Genomic DNA, 16,524 nt, shown 5'->3' on the forward strand with positions numbered 1-16,524 from the left:
TCTGCCTCTCCCGGAACAGGACGAACCGGCACGGACTGAAGACCCGCCGCGTTAGAGTTAACAGCCAGTGACCATGCACCGGGCCGTTACACTTTGACGCCGGTGGCTCGAATCAAGAAGTATCAGAAGGAGGCACGATGGGACTCCTGGAGACCATCCACGGCCCACAGGACTTGAGCCGGTTATCGGGGCAGCAGCTCTCCCGACTGGCTGCCGAAATTCGCGCCTTCCTGATCAGCAATGTCTCCCGGACCGGCGGGCATCTGGGCCCGAACCTTGGCGTCGTGGAGCTGACCCTCGGGATTCACCGCGTATTCGACTCACCACGGGACAGCATAGTCTTCGATACCGGCCACCAGTCGTACGTCCACAAGCTCGTAACCGGCCGCCAGGACTTCGCTTCGCTGCGCCAGGAGGGCGGACTTTCCGGCTACCCCTCCCGGGCGGAATCAGTGCACGACGTCGTTGAAAGCTCGCATGCCTCGTCCTCGCTTTCCTGGGCAGACGGTATTTCCCGCGCGAGAGTCCTGAAGGGCGAGCCGGACCGCACCGCCGTCGTGGTTATCGGAGACGGCGCGCTGACGGGCGGAATGGCCTGGGAGGCCATCAATAACATCGCCGCTGACAAGCGGCGCCGCGTGGTGATTGTCGTGAATGACAACGGCCGTTCCTACGCGCCGACCATCGGCGGTGTTGCCGACTATCTGGCGTCGCTGCGGCCCACACTGGACACCGTACGAACCCACCGGGTCTATGAGCGGACACTCGACTGGCTGAAGGGGAAGCTGCAGAACGGCGGGCCGGTGGGGCAGTTCACCTACAAGAGCCTGCATGCGACGAAGAAGGGCATCAAGGACTGGTGGGCTCCCCAGGGTCTCTTCGAGGACCTTGGCATGAAGTACATCGGACCCATCAACGGCCACGACCTCACCGCCGTCGAGCATGCCCTGACGCAGGCGAAGAACTACGGCGGGCCGGTGATCGTCCACGCGATGACGGAGAAGGGTCATGGCTACGCGCCCGCGCGTGCCCATGAGGCCGACCAGTTCCACGCGGTGGGCATCATCGACCCGGAGACGGGTGAGCCGGTCGAGGCCGGGGGAGTGCAGTCCTGGACGTCCGTGTTCGCCGAGGAGATCGCGGACATAGCCGATGAGCGCGAAGACATCGTGGGCATCACCGGAGCCATGCTCATTCCGGTTGGCCTGCACCGGTTCGCTGCCAAGCACCCCGACCGTGTGTTCGACGTCGGCATCGCCGAGCAGCACGCGCTCACCAGCGCCGCAGGGATGGCATTCGGTGGACTGCATCCCGTTGTGGCGTTGTACGCCACCTTCCTGAACCGCGCCTTCGACCAGCTGCTGATGGACATCGCGCTCCATCGGGCGGGTGTGACCATTGTTTTGGACCGGTCCGGGGTGACAGGGCCCGACGGCGCGAGTCACCACGGCATGTGGGATCTGTCGATGCTGCAGATCGTGCCGGGGCTGCATCTGGCTGCGCCGCGGGATGCAACCCGTCTGCGCGAGGAGCTGCGTGAGGCCGTCGCGATCGACGCCGCTCCTTCCGTGGTGCGCTACTCGAAGGGGAACGTCGGTCCTGAAGTGGAAGCTGTCGAACGGCTAGTGGACGGCGTGGATGTCCTCTGCAGGCGCCCGGCAGGGTCACGTCAGAACGATGTCCTGATCGTCAGCGTTGGCGCCATGAGCGAGATGGCCCTGGACGTGTCCAACCGGCTCGGCGCCCAGGGCATCAGTTCAACGGTCATCGATCCCCGCTGGGTTCTCCCGGTTGCGCGCTCGGTCATCCGGATGGCGGCCGAACACCGGATCGTCGTCGTCATCGAGGACGGCGTGCGTGCCGGCGGTGTGGGCTCCCGGATCCGGCAGGAGATGCGCTCTGCCGGCGTTGATACCGCACTCAATGAAGTGGGGCTGCCGGTGGAGTTCCTCGACCACGGGTCGCGAAGCGAGGTCATGGAGCGGGTTGGGCTTACGGCACGCAAGGTGGCCCAGGACATCGTGGAACAGGTGCTGGGAACCAAGGTCCCGGTGGCGCGGCCGCTTCCGGGCCAGGTACCTACCGCGACGGGTCAACTGCCCAAACTCTGACGCTGAAGCGGGCTACCGCTTCCAGCGGACCCAGCGGTAGTTGCTCCCGTAGGCGAACTCATGGATATAGCCGCAGTCGGTGCAGATTGCGCCGTCCGAGGACTTGTTCGCCCAATCCATGTCAAAGGCGGTCAGGCCGGCCGTGTTCAGCAGGATGTCCCGCTGCGTGAATTCGGGGTTCTGGCATACCAGACACTTGAAGGTGTACCCCTTTACTTCCAGACCCAGGAAAGACTCTCCGCTCATCAGCCCAGCTTAGACCGCGGCGGGCGGGGAGATTGACGGGCGTGTGAGACAATGAACGTGGCTGGTTCGGGAACCACATTCCCGTATCGGTCCAGTGACACAGCTTCCGGTTCTGCCGGCGACGCTCCTGCGGATTTTGGCACTTGTATTGGTGAACGCCGCAGAATCCGCCGGGCAGACCCCGTACTGATTTCAGCGATCGGGCAGGAAAAGCGCCACTGGTCTTCGAGTGATGCCGCGCCCCATGGTTGGCGCGACCTCGAATGACACCATAAGGACTTCCGGTTGACGCGAGCACACGGGCCGCGTACAGCCGACCAAGCGCCTTGCGGGCGCCGGAATGTGGACGGTGCCCCGCGAGGGTGGAGCACAGCCGAATATGGATACAAACGCATCAGATACCTCAGAGGCAACCGAGGTAGGCAACGAGCAGGCAATCGTCGAGCGCAAGCCGGCACGAACCCGACGCAAGAAAGCGGAGGGCTCCGCGGCAGCGAATACGTCGGCATCGGAGACCAAGCCGGAAGCCGAAGCGGAGCCTCAGTCGGAAGCCGCCCCGGGTACCTTGTCGGAGCAGGGCAAAGCCGCAGCTTCCTCCCCGCGGCGGCGTACCACCCGCAGCAAGAAAGCCGACGCCCAGACTGAAATTTCACTCCCGGCCGCGCCTTCAGAGCAGCCGTCCATCGGCGCGGATGCCGCCGACGTTCCAGCCGCTGGTGTTCCTGCCACTGATCTTCCTGCCACCGGTGTTTCTGCCTCCGACCACGCCGATGTCGATGCTGCTGCCGGGCAGGAGAGCGCCGGGACGGGGACGGAACCCGTGACACGGAAGCCGGCACGTGCGCGCCGAACGGCCAAGACCGGAACGGCTTCCGCCCCGAGGGAGGACGCCGGGGAATCGGCAGTCCAGGCGCCGGAAACGGCGGGGACTCCGGAAACGTCGTACAGCGAACCGAAGGCACCTGTTCGCAGGCGCCGTGCAGGAACCAAGGTAGCGGCGCCCACAGCTGGGGACGCAGAGCCGGCCCAGGGCAAGGGCACTCAATCCGCGGACGCAGAGTCCGGCGAGGCTGCAACCGACGCCGGATCGTCCGGTTCAGAGACGGCGGCTGGACAGACACCCACCCCTGAGCAGGCGCCCGAGCAGCCACCGGCTGAGGAAGAGGCGCCCGCCAAGGCGCCCCGCCGCGCACGTGCAACGCGCTCAAGGAGCAAGAAGCCATCCGAAGACCCGGCCACGGCAGCCGAAACTCCAACGCCGGCCGATCCGACCGCCGTCGTTCCGACTGCAGGGGGTGCCCCTGCGGAGGAAACGACCGCCGAGTCCGGTGAACCCGCACCGGATGCCGGACTGGACCCGTTCGCGGTACCGGACTCACCGATGTCGCTGCTTTTCCATGCGCCGGACCTCACTACGGTCGTGCCTCGAAACACCGCCAAGGACGCGCCCCCCACCGAGACCGCCACTGATGACGAGGGCGACGACGAGAGCGGGCGTGGCCGGCGACGCAACCGTCGGAGCCGGAGCCGGAACCGTGCCGGGGATGGTGTCGCGGGAGAATCCGAGTCGAAATCACAGGGTCCGGATGAATCCGCTGACGCTTCCGAGGCGGTGACATCCCGCCGTCGTCGTCGCAGGCGGCGCGGTGAGGAAGATCTTGAGCTCACCGGCGGCCAGGATGACGATCCGCCCAACACCGTGACCCGCGTCCGGGCGCCGCGGCAGAGCTCTGATGCGCCGTCGGACCGCGTTACCAGCGTCAAGGGCTCAACCCGTCTGGAAGCCAAGAAGCAGCGCCGCCGTGAATCACGGGATTCGGGCCGGCGCCGCCATGTCATCACCGAGGCGGAGTTCCTCGCCCGCCGGGAGTCGGTCGACCGGCAGATGGTGGTGCGCCAGCGCGACGACAGGATCCAGATCGCCGTCATGGAGGACGGCGTGCTCGCCGAACACTTCGTTTCCAAGACGCAGCAGGACTCACTTATCGGCAACGTGTACCTCGGCAAGGTCCAGAACGTGCTACCCAGCATGGAAGCGGCGTTCATCGACATCGGACGCGGGCGCAACGCCGTGCTGTACGCAGGCGAGGTCAACTGGGATGCTGCAGGCCTTGACGGACAGCCACGGCGGATCGAGCTTGCGCTTAAGTCGGGGGATTCGGTGCTCGTTCAGGTCACCAAGGATCCCGTCGGTCATAAGGGTGCCCGTCTGACCAGCCAGATCTCGTTGCCGGGCAGGTACCTGGTCTATGTACCGGGAGGCTCGATGACGGGTATCTCGCGGAAACTCCCGGATGTCGAGCGCAATCGCCTCAAACGGATCCTGAAGGACCGGCTCCCGGAGAACGCCGGAGTCATTGTGCGGACCGCCGCCGAAGGTGCCAGCGAAGAGGAACTCACCCACGACATCAACCGGCTCAGGTCCCAGTGGGAGACGATCGAGGGTAAGGCATCGTCAACCAAGACGCTTGCCCCGGAACTGCTCTATGGGGAGCCGGACCTGACAATCAAGGTTGTCCGCGACGTCTTCAACGAGGACTTCTCGAAACTCATCGTTTCCGGTGAGGAAGCGTGGGACACCATAGAGGCATACGTCATGTACGTTGCCCCGGATCTGGTTGGCCGGCTTGAGAAGTGGACCCAGAACGAAGACATCTTCGCCGCACGCCGGATCGATGAGCAGATCCATAAGGCACTGGAGCGCAAGGTGTTCCTGCCCTCGGGCGGATCACTGGTCATCGACCGGACAGAAGCAATGACCGTTGTGGATGTGAACACCGGCAAGTTCACCGGGAGCGGCGGCAATCTGGAAGAGACAGTCACCAAGAACAACCTTGAGGCGGCCGAAGAAGTTGTCCGGCAGCTTCGTCTCCGGGACATCGGCGGCATCATCGTCATCGACTTCATCGATATGGTTCTCGAAGCGAACCGCGATCTGGTGCTGCGGCGACTGGTCGAATGCCTCGGCAGGGACCGCACCAAGCATCAGGTAGCCGAGGTTACCTCGCTCGGGCTCGTGCAGATGACGCGCAAGCGGATGGGCACAGGCCTCCTCGAGGTCTTCGGTGAGAACTGTGAGCACTGTGCCGGCCGCGGCGTCGTCACGCACGACGAGCCGGTGGAACACCGCCGTCACGCTGTGTCTTCCGAGAATCACCAGCAGCATCTGCGCCAGGAAAAGATGTCCCGCAGCGAACGCAAGCGGAACCGCGTCAAGAACCAGCCGCAGGAGGAGCAGCCGCAGGCTGCCGAGCCAAAGGCCGACGACGCCGAACGCCAGGCACGTGCCGAAGCAGCACGTGCCGCATTGGCGAACATTGCTGCTGCCACTCATGCCGCGCACGAACATGAGCACGAGCACGAGGGACACACCGAACAGGTGGCGGCATCGGGCGCCGTGCTCACGATCAACGGTGAGAAGGTAATCCTGCCACGGGCGGAATCGGCGCCTGTCTCCACCAGGGAAGAGCCGCGACTGACGCTGGAAAGCCTTACGGAAGCCTTCAACCGGTACCCGTCGGCCGAACCTGTGGCTCGGCCGGAGGCATCAGTCGAGGCTCCGCGTGGCCAGGAACAGTCCGTCGCTCCGGCACAGGAAGCACAACCTGGTTCCCGCGGACGCCGCGCAAGGCGCCACCGGTCCGCCAGCAGCGCTCAGGGCTCTGCCTCGGACGCCACGATCGAACGCAGGGCCGCAGAGTCCAACGCTGCAGCGGGCGCGCAGTACGTAGCCAAGGTGCACAGGGATGCGCCCAAAGAAACCCCTGCTGAGGAGCCGATGATCCTCGGGGTCGGTGTGCCGGCCTCCGACCTCTAAGTCCCACAGCGGCTACAGGGCGCGCCGTTCCGCGAGGGAAGGCGCGCCCTGCGCTGTGTAGGACGGTCAGCCCGTTGCCGCAGCCTCACGGCAGGCAGGTTCGCACGCCTCCGGCGCTGGGATAGGGTAGACGCAGTGACACGCGGTGCCGGCACCTGCCGGCTGAGATGAAACGCGTTGAACCTGATCTAGAGATGGCCGCCGTCCGGTGGTCCTTGGCCTAGCGGAGGGATGTCGCGAATGAGTATTCGCACGCTCATGCAGCACACAGTAGATTTCCAGTCCACCGTACCCGGGGTACGGACCGTTCCCCGCGTGCTCAGCATCGCAGGCACCGATCCCACCGGCGGTGCAGGGATCCAGGCGGACCTCAAAAGCATCGGCGCCCACGGCGGGTACGGCATGGCTGCCGTCACTTCCCTCGTGGCACAGAACACCCGGGGCGTGCGCAGCGTGCACACCCCGCCGTCCTCGTTCCTTCGTGAGCAGCTCACTGCGGTGAGTGACGACGTCGTGATCGATGCCGTCAAGATCGGCATGCTGGGGGACACACAAACCATTCAGACGGTCCGGGAGTGGCTGCCGCAAGCGGGCGGCGCCGTCGTCGTTCTTGACCCGGTGATGGTCGCTACCAGCGGTGACCGACTGTTGGCCACTGACGCGGAAGACGCCCTGCGGGCGTTGGTACCGCTTGCTGCGCTGGTAACGCCGAATGTTCCTGAACTCGCGGTTCTGCTGAACGAACCGGTCGCGACAACGTGGGAAGACGCGCTCGAGCAGGGAAAACGGCTCGCTGCCGCCACGGGCACGGTTGTGCTGGTGAAGGGTGGGCACCTTGGAGGTACGGGCTGTCCTGACGCACTGGTTGAGCCCTCGGACGGCACCCTGGTGGTGACTGAGGTCGGCGGTCCACGGGTGGCAACGCGAAATACCCATGGCACCGGCTGCTCCCTGTCCGCCGCGTTGGCGACCGTGCAGGTTCGTACCCACAACTGGCACAGGTCGCTGGTGCTGGTGAAGGACTGGCTACGTGGTGCCCTGGAACATGCGGACGAACTCGAAGTCGGCCAGGGCAACGGGCCGATTCACCACTTCCACGCAATGGGCATCTCCGACACAGCGAATTCCCGGCCCTTCAGCGAGCAGGCCTGGGAACTCACCGCGCAACACCGTGCGGCCATCGGCACCCTGGGGTTCGTGACATCGCTGGGAGATGGAACGCTGCCAGCGGACCAGTTCGCCTACTACCTCGCGCAGGACGCGCTGTATTTGCGGGACTATTCGCGGGTATTGGCCCGCGCAAGTTCCCTCGCTCCCACTGAGGCTGAACAATTGTTCTGGGCAAGCGGGGCGAAGAACTGCCTTGAAGTGGAATCCGAGTTGCACCGGACCTGGCTGTCCGGTCGCGAGACCATGCCCGAACAGGGCCCGGTCACCAAGGCCTATGTAGATCACCTCCTCGCGGCATCCGCCAACGGGAGCTACCCGGTTGTGGTTGCTGCTGTACTTCCCTGCTACTGGCTGTATGCGCACGTGGGCAACACGCTCCACGCGCAATGGACGGCGGCGGGAGCCGGGCGGGAGCACGCCTACGCAACCTGGATGGAAACCTACGCCGACCCGGCGTTTGCCGAGGCGACATCGCAGGCAATCGCCTACGCGGACGCGGCCTTTGCCGGTGCTTCCGGGCACGATCGGCGCGCCATGCTGGCCGCTTTCGAAGCGTCCGCCTGGTACGAACACGAGTTCTTCGACGCGCCGACTCGCCTTGATTTGCGGGAATCCGCGAAATTGCCGTAATCTTGATCTTCGGTGCAGGCGCCCTCGTATGACTAATTCCGGGCGCCGGGACACCGCAAGTGCACAAGCACCTCCGGCTACGCTCATTTTCAGCGTACGGTCCCGGAGACAGTATGCAAACAGTTTTGATCGTCGAGAGAAGTGAGTTCCCAAGTGGTGTACGCGATTGTCCGCGCAGGCGGCCGCCAAGAAAAGGTTTCCGTGGGAGACCTCGTTACCCTTGACCGCGTCCCCGGTGAGGCCGGCACCAGCTTCCAGCTGCCTGCTCTCCTTCTGGTCGACGGCGAAAAGGTAACGTCAGCAGCAAAAGACCTTGCGAAGGTCACTGTTACTGCCGAGATCGTGGAGAACCTCCGCGGTCCCAAGATTGTCATCCAGAAGTTCAAGAACAAGACCGGCTACAAGAAGCGCCAGGGCTACCGTTCAGAACTAACCAAGGTCAAGATCACGGGGATCAAGTAGCCGTTACCGGTTACTCATCCACTGGTTTTCAGTTTCAGTAGAAGGCAGGCATAACAGATGGCACACAAGAAGGGTGCGAGTTCCACTCGCAACGGTCGCGACTCCAACGCCCAGTACCTCGGCGTGAAGCGCTTCGGCGGTCAGGTCGTCAAGGCAGGCGAAATCATCGTCCGCCAGCGCGGAACCCACTTCCACCCCGGCGCCAACGTTGGACGTGGCGGAGATGACACGCTGTTCGCCCTCGAGGCCGGAGCCGTTGAGTTCGGTACCCGCCGCGGGCGCCGCGTCGTCAATATCGTGGGTGCGGCAGCGGAGTAGTACCCGCAACCGCACACCGCGCGTGAGCACCAGCTCAGATTTATCGGTGGGGTGAGCCAGCAAGGCTCGCCCCACCTTCTTTTAAGCCGGATAGAATCGGCATCGATGTGACATTTCCAAGAGGAGTACACCGTGGCAAGCTTCGTTGACCGGGTGGTTCTGCATGTCTCCGGCGGTACCGGCGGACATGGCTGCGTCTCGGTCAAGCGGGAGAAATTCAAGCCACTGGGCGGTCCCGACGGCGGTAACGGCGGCGACGGCGGTGGGGTGATCCTCCGCGTGAATCCGCAGACCACCACCCTCCTCGACTATCACCACGCACCGCACCGCCATGCCACCAACGGCGGCAACGGAATGGGTGACTGGCGCGAAGGCCGGAAGGGCGAAACGCTGATCCTTCCCGTGCCGGACGGCACCGTGGTCAAGACGCGCGACGGCAAAGTTCTCGCCGACCTGGTCGGGGCGGGGACCGAATACGTTGCAGCTGCCGGCGGCCAAGGGGGTCTCGGGAACTCTTCGCTTTCCTCCCAGAAGCGAAAGGCTCCGGGATTCGCGCTGCTTGGCATTCCCGGTGATGCACGGGACGTTGTCCTGGAGCTCAAATCCATCGCAGACATCGCCCTCGTTGGATTCCCGTCAGCCGGAAAATCGAGCCTGATCGCCGCCATGTCGGCTGCCCGTCCGAAGATCGCCGATTACCCCTTCACCACGCTTCGGCCGAATCTGGGTGTCGTTGAAGCCGGCGAGGTGCGGTTCACCATCGCGGACGTTCCCGGGCTGATCGAGGGCGCGAGTGAAGGCCGGGGGCTCGGCCACGACTTTCTCCGGCACGTGGAACGCTGCGCCGCCCTGGTGCACGTCCTCGACTGCGCCACGCTCGAATCGGAGCGGGATCCGCTCAGCGACCTGGAGATCATCGAACGCGAACTGGAGCGTTACGCGGTGGACATGAGCTACGCCGGACCCGGTGGCGAAGTCATCCCGTTGAACGAACGTCCGCGCCTCGTTGCCCTGAACAAGGTAGACGTCCCGGACGGGCGCGACATGGCACAGTTTGTGCGTCCGGAACTGGAATCCCGGGGTTACCGCGTGTTCGAGGTGTCAGCGTCCAGCCATGAGGGACTGCGCCAACTCGGCTTCGCCATGGCCGAGATCGTGCGCGACGCCCGGGAAAAGCTCGAAGCCTTGCCGCCCGTCGTCGTCCCTCCCGTCCTGCGTCCCCGCGCAGTCAACGAAAAGGGCTTCACCATCCGGCGTGAGGAAAAGAACCTGGAACCCCTTTTCCGTGTATTGGGCGAAAAGCCTGAACGTTGGGTGAAGCAGACCGACTTCACAAATGACGAAGCCGTTGGCTATCTTGCCGACCGGCTCGCTAAATTGGGTGTCGAGGAACAGCTCTTCAAGAGCGGAGCCAAGCCGGGGGACACGGTGGTGATCGGCGAGGGTGACGGCGTCGTCTTCGACTGGGAGCCAACCATGATGGGCGGGGCTGAACTCCTCGCTTCACCTCGCGGAACTGACCTCCGTCTCGCGGAGTTCGTGCGTCCAACACGTGAAGCGAAACGCGATGACTACCAGAGCCGCAAGGACGCGCGCGCAGCAGCCCGCGACGAACTCGAAGCCGAGCGGAAAGCCGGGATCTGGACCGAATCGGTGAACTACAAGAACTCCCGAGCAGCCGCAGCATCGGCTGACAAGGACGCTCCTGCCGACGAAGACTGACAGGCGCGCGAATCGGCCGAAACCTGAAAGCAAGACCCCGACAGAAGGAATAGATGACCGCAAAGCGCTCTCTCAAGACCCGATCCGGACTGGCCAAAGCCAAGAGAATTGTTGTCAAAGTAGGTTCATCCTCACTCACTTCACTCTCCGGAGGACTCTCCGACGAAGCGCTGTTTGCACTCTCTGATGTGCTTGCCGCGCGCCACAATGAAGGCACCGAAGTCATCCTCGTATCTTCCGGTGCGATTGCGGCAGGTCTGGCGCCCCTCGGCCTGGCCAGGCGGCCCAACCAGCTCTCGTCCCAGCAGGCCGCGGCCAGTGTTGGCCAGGGCCTCCTCATGGCCCGCTACACCCATGCGTTCGGTGCCCACGGCGTGACCGTGAGTCAGGTGCTCCTGACCCTGGATGACCTGATGCGGCGAAGCCACTACGCGAACGCCCACCGCGCCATGGAGCGGCTGCTGAATTTCGACGTCGTCCCCATTGTCAACGAGAACGACACCGTCGCCAGTTCGGAGATCCGGTTCGGCGACAATGACCGGTTAGCGGCGCTCGTTGCCCACCTGGTGAAGGCTGATGCGCTGGTTCTGCTGTCCGACGTCGACTCCCTGTATGACGGACCGCCCAAGGAAGGCGCCAAGCGGATCCCGGAGGTCCGCGGTCCAGAGGACCTGGAAGGGGTGAGCATCGGCCGGACGGGTAAAGCCGGGGTCGGTACCGGCGGCATGGTCACCAAGGTCGAGGCAGCAACCATCGCGGCCGCCTCCGGTATCCCGGCCCTGGTAACCTCGGCTGCGAACGCTGGGCCGGCGCTGGCAGGGGAAGACGTCGGCACCTGGTTCAGCACAGCCGGCCGCCGCCAGCCGATCCGGCTCCTGTGGCTTGCCCACCTGGCGCGCATCCAGGGGACGCTTACGCTCGACGACGGCGCCGCGAAGGCTGTGGGGGAGCGGCGGCGATCACTACTGCCAGCAGGCATCATCTCGGTCAGAGGCGAGTTCGAGGCGGGAGATCCGGTGGAGATGGTGGACCGTAGCGGCGCTCCGATCGCGCGCGGACTCGTCAATTACAGTTCCTTCGAACTGCCCCGGATGCTTGGCAGATCCACGCGTGAACTGGCCCGCGAACTGGGCAGGGAATACGAGCGGTCGGTAGTCCATGTGAACGACCTCGTGGTCCTGAATACTGTTGCGCCGTCCTGAGCCCGCTGGGGTTCCGGGGCGCCGCTCGATAGAATTGCCTGATGACTGACGTGACAACACAGCAGACTGCCCATCCGACCACCACCGACACCGCTTCAACGAAGCAGCCGGAACCAGCTGGAAACGTTGAGCAGGCTGTGCACGCCGTTGCGGATCGCGCCAGGACTGCCTCACGGCTGATAGCGCGGGCAAACCGTGCCCACAAGGACAAGGCATTGCAGGCAATCGGCGAAGCTTTGGTAGCCCGCCGGGACGTCATCCTCCGCGCAAACGAGGTGGACCTCGAGGCCGGAGAAGCGAATGGCACATCCAAGGCCCTGCTTGACCGGCTAAGCCTCACCGAGGAACGGATCGCGGGCCTCGCCGCTGCCCTGGAGAACCTTGCCGGCCTGCCGGATCCCGTAGGAACTGTTGCCCGTGGGCAGACCCTGCCCAACGGCGTGCGCCTGCGTCAGGTACACGTACCCCTCGGCGTCGTCGCGGCCATCTATGAGGCGCGCCCCAACGTCACAGTTGATATCGCCGGACTGGCGCTGAAGAGCGGCAACGCCGTAATCCTTCGGGGTGGAAGCGCTGCCGCGAATACCAACGCCGCGCTGCTTGGGATCATCCGTGATGCCCTTGACCGCACCGGACTGCCGGCCGACGCCGTGCAGACCGTCGACGAGTACGGGCGGGAGGGGGCCAACGTCCTTATGAAGGCACGCGGCCGCGTGGATGTCCTGATCCCGCGCGGTGGCCACGACCTCATCCAGACCGTGGTCACGAATGCCGCGGTTCCCGTCATCGAAACGGGTGAGGGCAACGTCCACATCTACCTCGATGAAGGCGCTGACGAGGAGATGGCAGTTGAGATCCTCCTCAACGCCAAGACGCAGCGTCCCAGTGTCTGCAACACGGTCGAGACGCTCCTGGTTCATAAGGACGCGCAGGCAGCGCCCGCAGTACTCAAGGCCCTGGCGGAAGCGGGGGTACGAATTCATGCAGACCCACGGATCCAGGAAGTCCTACCCAGCGGCGTGAGCGCGGAAACTGCCAACGACGACGACTGGGCGCGTGAATACATGGACCTCGATATCGCGGTGGCAATGGTCGATTCCGTGGATGATGCGCTTGAGCACATCAGGACCTGGAGCAGCGGCCACACTGAGGCCATCATCACCAACAACCTGGCCCGCTCGGAGCAATTCATTGCGGGGGTTGATTCAGCTGCGGTCATAGTGAACGCCTCTACACGCTTTACCGACGGCGGTGAGCTGGGACTCGGCGCCGAGGTGGGAATCTCCACACAGAAAATGCACGCACGCGGACCGATGGGCCTACGTGAATTGACCACCACCAAGTGGATCATCCAGGGCGACGGTCACATCCGCCGGTAGCCGCCGGCCTGCCGGGCGGGGCGTGGGCGGTTCGAGCGCCGGAAAGTTAGCGCGTACCATAGTAGGGAACCAAGCGCTGGCCCGCGCCCGGTAGGCGGGCCCATCTATGATTGTCAAGGGGAGAAGAATGCTGACCATCCTCAACGTCGCAGTCGTTGCAGGCGAGACCGCTGAACATCACACAGAGCTTCCCATGCCGGCCATCGCGTACGGCGGTATCATCATGGGTGCGCTTCTGCTGCTGATGTTCGCAACCATTGCCTTCACGAGTCTGGGCCACCGTCACGAGGCCGTAGAAGAACACGCCGACCCTCATCGCCAGCACCCGAACAAGCACGATCACGGCGAAGCCTCACAGCACTGATTTCCTTGACTGTTCCTTCCGAAACCACCGCCGGGCATGGGATCAGCCCGAACGCCCCGGCGCGCAAGGGGTCTTCCCGCTGGCGGTTGGGTGTCATGGGTGGAACGTTCGATCCCATTCACCACGGACACCTGGTCGCAGCAAGCGAAGTAGCGGCCGCGTTCAATCTGGATGAGGTTGTCTTCGTGCCTACCGGGCAGCCCTGGCAGAAGAACGCCAAGGAGGTCAGCCCGGCTGAGCACCGCTATCTCATGACGGTGGTCGCCACGGCTTCGAACCCGAGTTTCACAGTGAGCAGGGTGGACATCGATCGTCCGGGGCCAACCTACACGATCGATACTCTCCGGGACCTTAGGGCAACACGTCCGGATGCGGAGCTTTTCTTCATTACGGGAGCGGACGCCATGGCGCAGATCCTGTCCTGGAAGAATGTCGACGAGCTGTGGTCGCTGGCTCATTTCGTGGGGGTCACCAGGCCGGGTCACGAATTAACCAGTCGCGGCAAGGACGTAAGTCTCATGGAGGTGCCTGCAATGGCGATCTCCTCGACAGACTGCCGCCGACGGGTCTCCGCCGGAGAACCGGTGTGGTATTTGGTACCGGATGGTGTGGTCCAATACATCGCCAAGCACGGGCTCTACCGGAAAGAGGGATCCATCTCGGAGGATTCGTTCCAAATTGGCAAGTCCGTAACTACATGACAACCATCGGGTGAAGAAGTAATGAGCAATGGTCACGAGTCCGCACGAAGCCGGAGGTCCCTCCGGCAAGCGCGCGAGAGGCCTGCCGAGGATCAGTCGCAGTCCCCGGACGTGCGGGGACTGGAGCAACGCGGTTCTTCCGGTTCGGACAGCGCACCGGGACCGGTAGGCACAACAACCGAACGCCGAAGCCGTCGGGCAGCTAATGCGCCCGTGGACGCCCCGTCGCCAACGCAGCCGGGGGAACGTGTTTCCCAGGCGCGTGCCCGCAACCGCGAAACTCTTCGTAGCTACCGGGCCCTGGCCGACCAGCAGCAGGAACGGGAGCAGAACGTCCCCACCCGGCGTCAGCTTCGTCTCCAGCAGCAGGCGGCTGCCCGTGCACAAGATCAGCAAGCGTCTCCCTCCGAGGCTCCCACCGCTGCAGGTCCGCCGGACACCGATGCGGCTGAGCTCGGCGAGATGACGGTCGAACAGGCGCTTGCTGCGCGCCAGGCGATCATCGGGCAGGCTCAGAACCAGGTCGCGATGATGGAAGCGGCGGCGAAGGACGATCCGTTCTCCGTAGATCTGGAAATACTCGCGCAACAGAAGGCGCTTGCTGAACGCGCCGCGATCCTCAACACCCGTGCGCAGAAGATCCAGCAGCTTACGCAGGAGAACCGGCAGCGCAAGCCGGTGCTGAATGACCCCACAACGGCGCACAACCTTTCGATCGTTTCCCCGGTGGAGTTCGCGCGTGGTCCGCGGTCGGAGGATCCGTCCTCACCCGCACCGTCAACGTCGCACATCCCAGTGGTCACCGGTGCCATGCCGAAGCTTCACGAAGGGCCCGGCGGAACGGTGGCTCCCGCCGTCGTACCGAAGAGTCCTGCCCCGCATGAGCGGGTGGTCCAGCCGGTGGTCACCGCCCCGGCCGTGCCCAGCCAGGAGCCGCTGTCCGCACTGTCCCCCGATTCCGCAGGGCGGTCCCGTGTGCTTGCGCAGGCAGAGGCTATGGTCCGCGAGCAGCGTCGGCCAGGCTCCGACGGCGCAACACCCATCCGAGCCCGCAGCGCTTACGGACTCGAGCCGCTCGATGCAATGACCGCAGGGCTGGCCCGTGTGCAACGCATGCGGATAGTGCAGTATTCAGTTGTTGGTTTGGGCGCCCTGGCGCTCATTACCGGAATCATGATGATTGTTGGCGGCTTTGGCGGCTGACCACACTTTAGGAGATCAGTGAGCGCATCGGAATCGTCCATCGCGATTGCCCGCACCGCAGCACGCGCGGCGTCGGAGAAAATTGCCCAGGACATCGTGGCCATGGACGTCAGTGAGCGCCTGGCTATCACCGACGTATTTCTCGTTGCCTCGGCGCCGAGTGAGCGACAGGTAAACGCCATCGTTGACGGCATCGAGGAGGAGCTGGCCAAGCAGGACCTCAAACCGGTCCGTCGGGAAGGGCGAAGCGAAGGACGCTGGGTGCTGCTCGACTACGCCGAAGTGGTGATCCACGTGCAGCATCAGGAAGACCGCGTGTTCTATGCGCTTGAGCGCCTATGGGGCGACTGCCCGGCCGTGGATCTCCAGCTTGACGACGCCGTGCGTACCGGCGTCGGAGAGACTGAGTGAGTTCACAGACTGCCGACACGGCAGCCGGGGACTCACGGCCAACAGCACGGCGAATCATCTTCTGGCGGCACGGACGTACGGAATGGAACGCCCGGCGTCTGTTTCAGGGGCAGGAAGATATCCCGCTCGATGATCTCGGACGCAGGCAGGCTGCTGAGGCCGCCGCCGAGTTGAAGCATTTCTCCCCGTCACTCATCGTTTCTTCGGATTTGACCCGTGCCTACGACACGGCGGCCGAGTTGGGTGCGCTCACCGGGCTGTCCGTTGAGGCTGATGCCCGGTTCAGGGAAACGTATGCGGGCCGGTGGCAGGGACTAGCCTTCGATGAGATCAATAGACGATTTCCCGAGGAGCAGCAGCTCTGGCACGAGGGCGACCCCACGATTGGTGCAGGCGGTGGGGAGAGCCGGGTTGAGGTCGGCACGCGCATGACCGACGGCACTAACGACGCCGTGTCCCGCCTCGAATCCGGACAGACGGCGATCATCGTGAGCCACGGTGGTGCCATCCGTGCAGGGGTTGCCGCGCTCATGGGCATTGCACCGGAAATCTGGGGATCGCTCAGCGGGGTGGCGAACTGCCACTGGACCGTGCTTGAGGAGCTCAGTCCCGCGTACATCCGATCTTCAAGTTGGCAATTGACCGAGCACAATGTCGGGTTGGCGTCGATGCCTTCCACACCCCTGGAAGGCTAGGAAAGCGCCGTTGCCGATTTTGCGGGGGCTCGAAAATTTACTACACTGAACAAGTTGCTTCGGCCGCTTTCGGCTCAATGTGACAACTGATTT

14 protein-coding genes and 1 riboswitch are annotated in these 16,524 nt (G+C 64.1%); of the genes, 13 read left to right on the forward strand and 1 reads right to left on the reverse strand.

Annotation, left to right across the window (positions count from 1 at the left end; all coding sequences use genetic code 11):
- Positions 1-137: 137 nt before the first annotated feature.
- The gene (dxs, locus tag BJ994_RS06135) at positions 138-2,111 is read left to right on the forward strand and encodes a 1-deoxy-D-xylulose-5-phosphate synthase (protein WP_167992532.1); all 1,974 of its coding nucleotides are present in this window, start codon (positions 138-140) and stop codon (positions 2,109-2,111) included.
- Positions 2,112-2,123: 12 nt separating this feature from the next.
- Here the strand turns inward: dxs and BJ994_RS06140 are convergent, their stop codons facing one another.
- Positions 2,124-2,357 (reverse strand): hypothetical protein, encoded by a 234-nt coding sequence (locus BJ994_RS06140; RefSeq protein ID WP_167992534.1) that lies wholly within the window; start codon positions 2,355-2,357, stop codon positions 2,124-2,126.
- Between the two features lie 379 nt (positions 2,358-2,736).
- On the opposite strand from BJ994_RS06140, the gene BJ994_RS06145 reads away from it, so the two are divergent.
- From BJ994_RS06145 to BJ994_RS06200, 12 genes are all read left to right on the forward strand, one after another.
- Positions 2,737-6,174, forward strand: a complete 3,438-nt coding sequence (locus BJ994_RS06145; RefSeq protein WP_167992536.1) for a ribonuclease E/G — start codon at positions 2,737-2,739, stop codon at positions 6,172-6,174.
- Positions 6,175-6,305: 131 nt separating this feature from the next.
- A riboswitch (TPP riboswitch) is annotated at positions 6,306-6,423 on the forward strand.
- Entirely contained in the window at positions 6,415-7,974 is a 1,560-nt protein-coding gene (gene thiD, locus BJ994_RS06150; RefSeq protein WP_425339369.1) for a bifunctional hydroxymethylpyrimidine kinase/phosphomethylpyrimidine kinase, read from the forward strand. It overlaps the preceding riboswitch by 9 nt.
- A gap of 153 nt (positions 7,975-8,127) precedes the next feature.
- Entirely contained in the window at positions 8,128-8,436 is a 309-nt protein-coding gene (rplU, locus tag BJ994_RS06155) for a 50S ribosomal protein L21 (RefSeq protein WP_167995888.1), read from the forward strand.
- A gap of 57 nt (positions 8,437-8,493) precedes the next feature.
- The gene (gene rpmA, locus BJ994_RS06160) at positions 8,494-8,754 is read left to right on the forward strand and encodes a 50S ribosomal protein L27 (protein WP_026545518.1); all 261 of its coding nucleotides are present in this window, start codon (positions 8,494-8,496) and stop codon (positions 8,752-8,754) included.
- Positions 8,755-8,886: 132 nt separating this feature from the next.
- Positions 8,887-10,476: a GTPase ObgE gene (gene obgE / locus BJ994_RS06165; RefSeq protein ID WP_167992538.1), complete on the forward strand. Its 1,590-nt coding sequence runs from the start codon at positions 8,887-8,889 to the stop codon at positions 10,474-10,476.
- A gap of 53 nt (positions 10,477-10,529) precedes the next feature.
- Positions 10,530-11,678 (forward strand): glutamate 5-kinase, encoded by a 1,149-nt coding sequence (proB, locus tag BJ994_RS06170; RefSeq protein WP_167992541.1) that lies wholly within the window; start codon positions 10,530-10,532, stop codon positions 11,676-11,678.
- A gap of 41 nt (positions 11,679-11,719) precedes the next feature.
- A complete protein-coding gene (locus tag BJ994_RS06175) occupies positions 11,720-13,057 on the forward strand; it encodes a glutamate-5-semialdehyde dehydrogenase (RefSeq protein WP_167992543.1) in 1,338 nt (445 codons plus the stop codon).
- A 127-nt stretch (positions 13,058-13,184) separates the two neighbouring features.
- Positions 13,185-13,421 (forward strand): hypothetical protein, encoded by a 237-nt coding sequence (locus BJ994_RS06180; protein WP_167992546.1) that lies wholly within the window; start codon positions 13,185-13,187, stop codon positions 13,419-13,421.
- Between the two features lie 41 nt (positions 13,422-13,462).
- On the forward strand, positions 13,463-14,122 hold the full coding sequence (gene nadD / locus BJ994_RS06185) for a nicotinate-nucleotide adenylyltransferase (RefSeq protein ID WP_167995889.1): 660 nt from the start codon (positions 13,463-13,465) through the stop codon (positions 14,120-14,122).
- Between the two features lie 21 nt (positions 14,123-14,143).
- Positions 14,144-15,325 carry a hypothetical protein gene (locus tag BJ994_RS06190; protein WP_167992548.1) on the forward strand — a complete coding sequence of 394 codons (1,182 nt, stop codon included), beginning with the start codon at positions 14,144-14,146 and terminating at the stop codon, positions 15,323-15,325.
- A gap of 18 nt (positions 15,326-15,343) precedes the next feature.
- Positions 15,344-15,736: a ribosome silencing factor gene (gene rsfS, locus BJ994_RS06195; RefSeq protein ID WP_167992559.1), complete on the forward strand. Its 393-nt coding sequence runs from the start codon at positions 15,344-15,346 to the stop codon at positions 15,734-15,736.
- Positions 15,733-16,431 (forward strand): histidine phosphatase family protein, encoded by a 699-nt coding sequence (locus BJ994_RS06200; RefSeq protein WP_167992562.1) that lies wholly within the window; start codon positions 15,733-15,735, stop codon positions 16,429-16,431. The genes rsfS and BJ994_RS06200 overlap by 4 nt, the downstream gene beginning before the upstream one ends.
- Positions 16,432-16,524: the final 93 nt, after the last annotated feature.

The sequence above is a fragment of the Arthrobacter pigmenti genome (assembly GCF_011927905.1).
Lineage (GTDB): Bacteria > Actinomycetota > Actinomycetes > Actinomycetales > Micrococcaceae > Arthrobacter_D > Arthrobacter_D pigmenti.

Bases quoted from the DNA above. Each gene is read 5' to 3' on its own strand.
- BJ994_RS06175 (WP_167992543.1), top strand. From the start codon at position 11,720: ATGACTGACGTGACAACACAGCAGACTGCCCATCCGACCACCACCGAC.
- BJ994_RS06140 (WP_167992534.1), bottom strand. From the start codon at position 2,357: ATGAGCGGAGAGTCTTTCCTGGGTCTGGAAGTAAAGGGGTACACCTTC.
- BJ994_RS06145 (WP_167992536.1), top strand. From the start codon at position 2,737: ATGGATACAAACGCATCAGATACCTCAGAGGCAACCGAGGTAGGCAAC.
- BJ994_RS06180 (WP_167992546.1), top strand. From the start codon at position 13,185: ATGCTGACCATCCTCAACGTCGCAGTCGTTGCAGGCGAGACCGCTGAA.
- BJ994_RS06190 (WP_167992548.1), top strand. From the start codon at position 14,144: ATGAGCAATGGTCACGAGTCCGCACGAAGCCGGAGGTCCCTCCGGCAA.
- proB (WP_167992541.1), top strand. From the start codon at position 10,530: ATGACCGCAAAGCGCTCTCTCAAGACCCGATCCGGACTGGCCAAAGCC.
- thiD (WP_425339369.1), top strand. From the start codon at position 6,415: ATGAGTATTCGCACGCTCATGCAGCACACAGTAGATTTCCAGTCCACC.
- dxs (WP_167992532.1), top strand. From the start codon at position 138: ATGGGACTCCTGGAGACCATCCACGGCCCACAGGACTTGAGCCGGTTA.
- rpmA (WP_026545518.1), top strand. From the start codon at position 8,494: ATGGCACACAAGAAGGGTGCGAGTTCCACTCGCAACGGTCGCGACTCC.